Below are 4,946 nucleotides of genomic sequence, written 5' to 3'. Positions count from 1 at the left end.
TACCTCTGACACTCGGGTAGCCAACTACTCGCGCCTGAGATCGTCGTGGGGTCCAACTTTAAAGGGCCCATTGGGAATTGTGCACCGCGCAATTTCTGCCGACGTCATCGATTCATGGAGGAACAATGACAACTAGCGAGAAGGTTTCCGAGACAACATTCACTGACACGGTGGCCGAGCCGTTGGAAGCTGCGGGAGAAGAAGACCGCCAAGAGGCCGATGTTCAGGCAATCGTGAAGCGGTTTGTTGTTACATCCCACGGCGGGTATCGAACTCGTCTGGCCATTCCGGGAGTGGGCCCGTTCAGCGTGGTCATGGTGTCCACTTCGGAAGTAAACGCCCAAGATGTGCCCTTTCAGGGCAACGCCGTCTGCCAGGTCCACAATGTTGTGCCTGAGAATGGCGGCGTCCGAGTCCGCGGATTCATCGACTTCGGAGTCGACATTAGGGTGCAACTTGCTGTCTTTGTGGCCTAGGCGATAACGAGGCCACCCGCTCGGCCCCGCCGCGCTGGTCATCCGTGCGGCGGGCTGGCGGGCGAATGTTCTTGCATCACAATTATTTCGGCGCAGGAGCTGCACGCCCGACCGCGTCCGATCGTCGACAAGAATGCCCAGCATTGTCCGGGCGATTACGCTGATTCGGGTGCTATGCGCGCAGCGATGCGCACGATCTCGTCGGCGATCAGCTGCGGTTCGGTGAACACCACGAGGTGACCGGATTTTCTGGCCAGCACATGTCGGGCACGAAGATGTGCGGCCGTAAGCCGATGTGCCTTAAGAAATTCCGTACGGAGGGATCGGTCCCACGGTGTGGTCTTGGTTCCCGAAATCACGGTCACGGGCATAGCGCCCAGATCGTGGCCTCGGCGACGCAGACTCTGCAATCCCTCGATGAAGAACCTCTCCTCGGCATCAGCCGCGCCCTCGGCGTCCACCGTCAGATCTTCAGCGACCAGATCGTGCACCACGTCGGCTGGCATCCCCGGCGCGGCACGACGGACCGCCAGCGTCACCAGGTGCAAACGGCGCAGCAGACCGACGAACCAGCGACCTGCGGCTGCGATCCGGCGCAGTTGTTTGAGCGGGGATCCACAGCAGACATTCACGTGTTCGTCGGAGTGATCTACCAGCACCAAGCCCGCAACGTGCGACCGATCCTGTAACGCGGCAGCTAGTGCGATCGTCCCTCCGTAGCTGTGGCCCACCAGGATGTACGGGCCGCGGTCGAGCGCCGTCAACAATTCGCAGAGATCGCTCGTCAGGCGCTCCAGAGTGCGGGGCGCGTCATCGGGATCGCTACGGCCCAGATTGGCGCGGTCATAGACCACGGTCGAGAAATGCTGTGCAACAAGGGGCGCCACCAGCCCCCACTCCGACCGAGAAGCCCCCAAACCCGATTCGAACACCACTGTCGGCTCGCCGGCACCGCCGCGCATGTAGTGCAGTGCCCGCCCATCGGCGAGCCGCGCCATGGCGCGTTGACCAAGGGTGTGCGCCATCTGCAGTCCTCCATCCCAAACCGCCTGCGGCCAATCCCAACACGAACAGTAAGTGCAGCGCGGACGAAGGGGCTGGACTCGGCCAGGCGCCTTTGTCGTTTTTCTCAGCACTTCCGCTGCTTCCGCATCGGACCGGCGTACGGCGCGACACATCTGTGAAATCCGCAGGAGTCAGATGTCGACCAAGACGCTCCTCCACGCATGCGATACACAGGTACCCGGCACGATCGAGGTAGATACTGAGCCAAAGATCGTCATGGATCATGTAGTACTCGTCATGGCCCTGGCCGTCGATGTTGTCAGTATCGACACCGCAATCCATACAGGACCAATCAATCACCACTCCGGGGCACCCTCAGCTCGCGACCTAATCTGTTAACGGGTGGCCGTAGGTATCGAGTCTCAATGCAGCAAGCTCGTCGTTGAAGCGTGCACGCGCTGCGACAGCTGCTTCACGCAGGTCGTCATCACCCAGGTCTTCGGGCTCGGTCCGTAGATCAGGATCCTCAACGTAATCGTCAACTACATAGAAGAGACTCATGTATGTGTCATAGCTGAACTTGTATCCATCCAAGGTTTGGCGGAGCAACTCGCCATTTCCTTGTATGAACCGAGTCTCGAATTCACCAGGAGTAATTTCTTGCGCTATGAAGAGATCCAGGTTCTTCAGGAGAGCAAGGAACGTCGGATCTAATAACGAAGTTGACATTTATAGGGCCCCTTCCTGTAGGACGTGCGCCAGCTGGTCAAGACCGAGCTTCCATCCGGTCCAGAACTCACCGTTTGGGTGAAGAACCGCTGTAAGGCCGGTTGTCGGATTTACGCTCAGGATCGCAGGAGACTCCCCTCGACGATAGAATCCGTCTATGTGAATAGTACTTGGATTCGCCATAAAGTCTTCTACCGCCTTTTGAAATAGCTGCGCGTTCTGCGTGTTGTAGTTCCCCGTCACGCCGAAGTCTGAAGCGTGTTTGAACTTCTTCTGCAACTGTTGGGTCGGAATACTTACCTGAGGCACCCCCGAATGGGTCTTGACGCCCTTTCCGAGGACGCTCGAAGCTGCTTGCGTGGCTGCTTCGGCGGCTGGCTTTGCCACGTTGGCGGCCTCTTCGGCAGGTTTGAACAGCCTGTAGAACTTTGATCCAATCTTGCCGATCATTCCGACACCGGGGACGCTGAACACCACTTCAGCACCGGAGATGACTTTCTCGCCGGTGCTGATGTCTTCCCAGTGCGTCAGATTTGTGACCGCCTCAGCAGGCACGATCATGTTGGCCAGGAAGTTGGCATCCTTGTCCAAATCGCCCAGCAGCGGCTGGGTCTTACCGGGCCGCATCTGATCAGCGGCAAGACCATTGGGCCAGAACCACTGATGCTTGTTATTGCTGTCCACCACCCGCATCTGGCCACGATCCATCACACCCGGAGTGCCGTCAGCGTTGAACGACATCTTGCCCTGCGGCACCCCATACTGATCGACCAGTTGGCGCTGGGTGATCCCGGCAAAACCGGGCACCGGGGTCTTATCTCCCGAATAGCTCAGTCCTGGAGCGAAATCGAGCAACTCGCTACTCGACGCGGTAGGGGCCTGAAGAGGAATCTGGCGTGCGGGCATTAACGGATTACCGTCACGCCCGATAATCGACAACACCCCCGATTGGCTCATTTCCGAGCGCGAACCATCTGGCCACAGCGTCGGATGTCCTGGCCTGGCCGAGGGATTCAGGTATTCATTGCCGACCTGACTGCTTGTCGGGCCTTGCCCGCGTACTTCGACCGGGCCGATGAAGCCCGGCTCACCCGGCTTAGGCGAAGGAGAAGGCGGTGGTTTCGGTGTGCCGTTGTCGAGGGCCTGCACCGAACCATTAGATGGTGCCGGCGTAGGTGTCGGTGTGGGGACATCGCGGGGAAGCGGTCCGGACTGGAATTCAATCGGCTTGACCTGCGATGCCTGAGACACGTTCGTCGCGGTCCCTGACAGCGCGTCCGTGGCACCCGAGGTGTCAGGCATGCCGGAAGTTCCCAGGCTGGAGACCGTGTTAACGGCACCGGCGCCTTGTGAGGTGAGTTGGGATCCTTGGCCGACGAGGTCAGTGATCTGTCCGGCTTGCTGGTTGAGCTGGCGTGCCTGATCCATCTGGGGTTTGAGTTGCGGGTTGGCGTCGCCAACCGCCTGGGCGACTTGGTCGGCTTCTCCCTGCGCTGTTTTCACGATCTGGCTGCCCGCGTTGATCGCGTCGGCAGTGCCTTGCACACCCTGGGATATGCCCTGTACCAAAGTGATCGCGTCCTGCGGGTTGACTGCACCAGACTGCGCCGACGAAGCCAGCGAGGCACCAGCCTGAGCTGCAGATCCGAAGCCCTGCGCGGCCTGACCAGACGATTCGCCGATCTGCTGCCCCGACTGCACGTACGTCTGGATATCCCCCGGAAGACCTTGTGCCGCTTGCACGCCGTCTTGCGCCAACGCCTGCGTATCCGGACCCTTCTGCTGCTGTTGGGGCTGCTGCTGATCATCTTCCTTGCGGCGACGCGAAGAAGCCGCACCTAGCAGCAGCGAAGCCAGGTCGGTGTTCTGCGACTGATCGTCGCGGTCGTCCTGCTCGTCCTTGTCGTCTTTCTTCTTGTCCTTGGACGGGAACCTCGGCAAGTCCTGCTTCTTGTTCTGTTTGTTCTGCTGCAGCTGCTTAGTCAGGTCATCGATACGCTGGCGGTCCTGGCCGGACTGCTGCTGTTCCTCCTGCAACTGGCGGGTGAGGTCATCGATGCGCTGCCGATCGGACTGGCTCGGCTGCTCCGTGTTCTGTTGGGGCGGCTGATTCTGCGATGGCTGTTGACCAGAGTTGCTCTGTGATGGTGGCTGCTGACTGCCCTGGTTGGCAGGCGGCTGCTGTTGTGGTGCACCCTGGTTGGCTTGCCCGCCTTGCGATCCGGGGTTGGTTTGTCCGCCGTTGAAATCTGGATTCGGCCTGCCCGGTCCTTGGGTATACGGAGTCGCGTTCTGGTAATTCGGGGGTTGGGTTCCATGTGCGGGCTGATCCCACCCCTGCTGAGGACCCTGCTGCCCACTGGACCCATTAGCGCCGTTATTGCTGATCGAAGGCGCCTGCGTGTTGTAGATCGAGATCGAGCCGTTTTGATCCATCGGCGGCTGATTAATCCCGCCCTGATAGTCCGGCATCTGCGGACCACCTTGACTGGGCGGCTGAAACATCTGCCCACCCCCAGGCGGACCGTCACTGCCGCCCGGGCCACCACAATCGGGCGGGCACGCCGCGTGGGCTTGCGGCACCGTGGCTGGGGTGAACCAACCCAGGCCGAGTCCGCTTGCCGAGAACAGCAGTACCGCGATAACACCGGCTGCCGCAGTAGCTTTCTGGGAGGCGGCGGTGGCCCACTTGTACAGGCCAGTCAGACCTTTCCACCAACCCAGATTCGAGCCGAT

The 4,946-nt window shown here is 60.3% G+C and carries 4 protein-coding genes and 1 pseudogene; 1 reads left to right on the top strand and 4 read right to left on the bottom strand.

Features of this window, described 5'->3' with window-relative positions; all coding sequences use genetic code 11:
• Positions 1-125: 125 nt before the first annotated feature.
• Entirely contained in the window at positions 126-476 is a 351-nt protein-coding gene (locus tag B4383_RS26065; protein ID WP_078294670.1) for a hypothetical protein, read from the top strand.
• A 155-nt stretch (positions 477-631) separates the two neighbouring features.
• Here the strand turns inward: B4383_RS26065 and B4383_RS26060 are convergent, their stop codons facing one another.
• The 4 genes and pseudogenes from B4383_RS26060 to B4383_RS27340 all read right to left on the bottom strand — a co-directional run.
• Positions 632-1,501, bottom strand: a complete 870-nt coding sequence (locus B4383_RS26060) for an alpha/beta hydrolase (RefSeq protein WP_078294671.1) — start codon at positions 1,499-1,501, stop codon at positions 632-634.
• 367 nt (positions 1,502-1,868) lie between these two features.
• Positions 1,869-2,210 (bottom strand): colicin immunity domain-containing protein, encoded by a 342-nt coding sequence (locus tag B4383_RS26055; RefSeq protein WP_078294672.1) that lies wholly within the window; start codon positions 2,208-2,210, stop codon positions 1,869-1,871.
• The gene (locus B4383_RS27345) at positions 2,211-2,660 is read right to left on the bottom strand and encodes a colicin D domain-containing protein (protein ID WP_286150785.1); all 450 of its coding nucleotides are present in this window, start codon (positions 2,658-2,660) and stop codon (positions 2,211-2,213) included.
• A gap of 831 nt (positions 2,661-3,491) precedes the next feature.
• A pseudogene (locus tag B4383_RS27340) lies at positions 3,492-4,946 on the bottom strand (YIP1 family protein); the annotation flags it as partial.

It is taken from the genome of Mycobacterium sp. D16R24 (genome assembly GCF_002013385.1).
Taxonomy (GTDB): Bacteria; Actinomycetota; Actinomycetes; order Mycobacteriales; family Mycobacteriaceae; genus Mycobacterium.
Note: the sequence above shows the minus strand (reverse complement) of the source record. Positions and strands in the feature narration are given on the sequence as shown.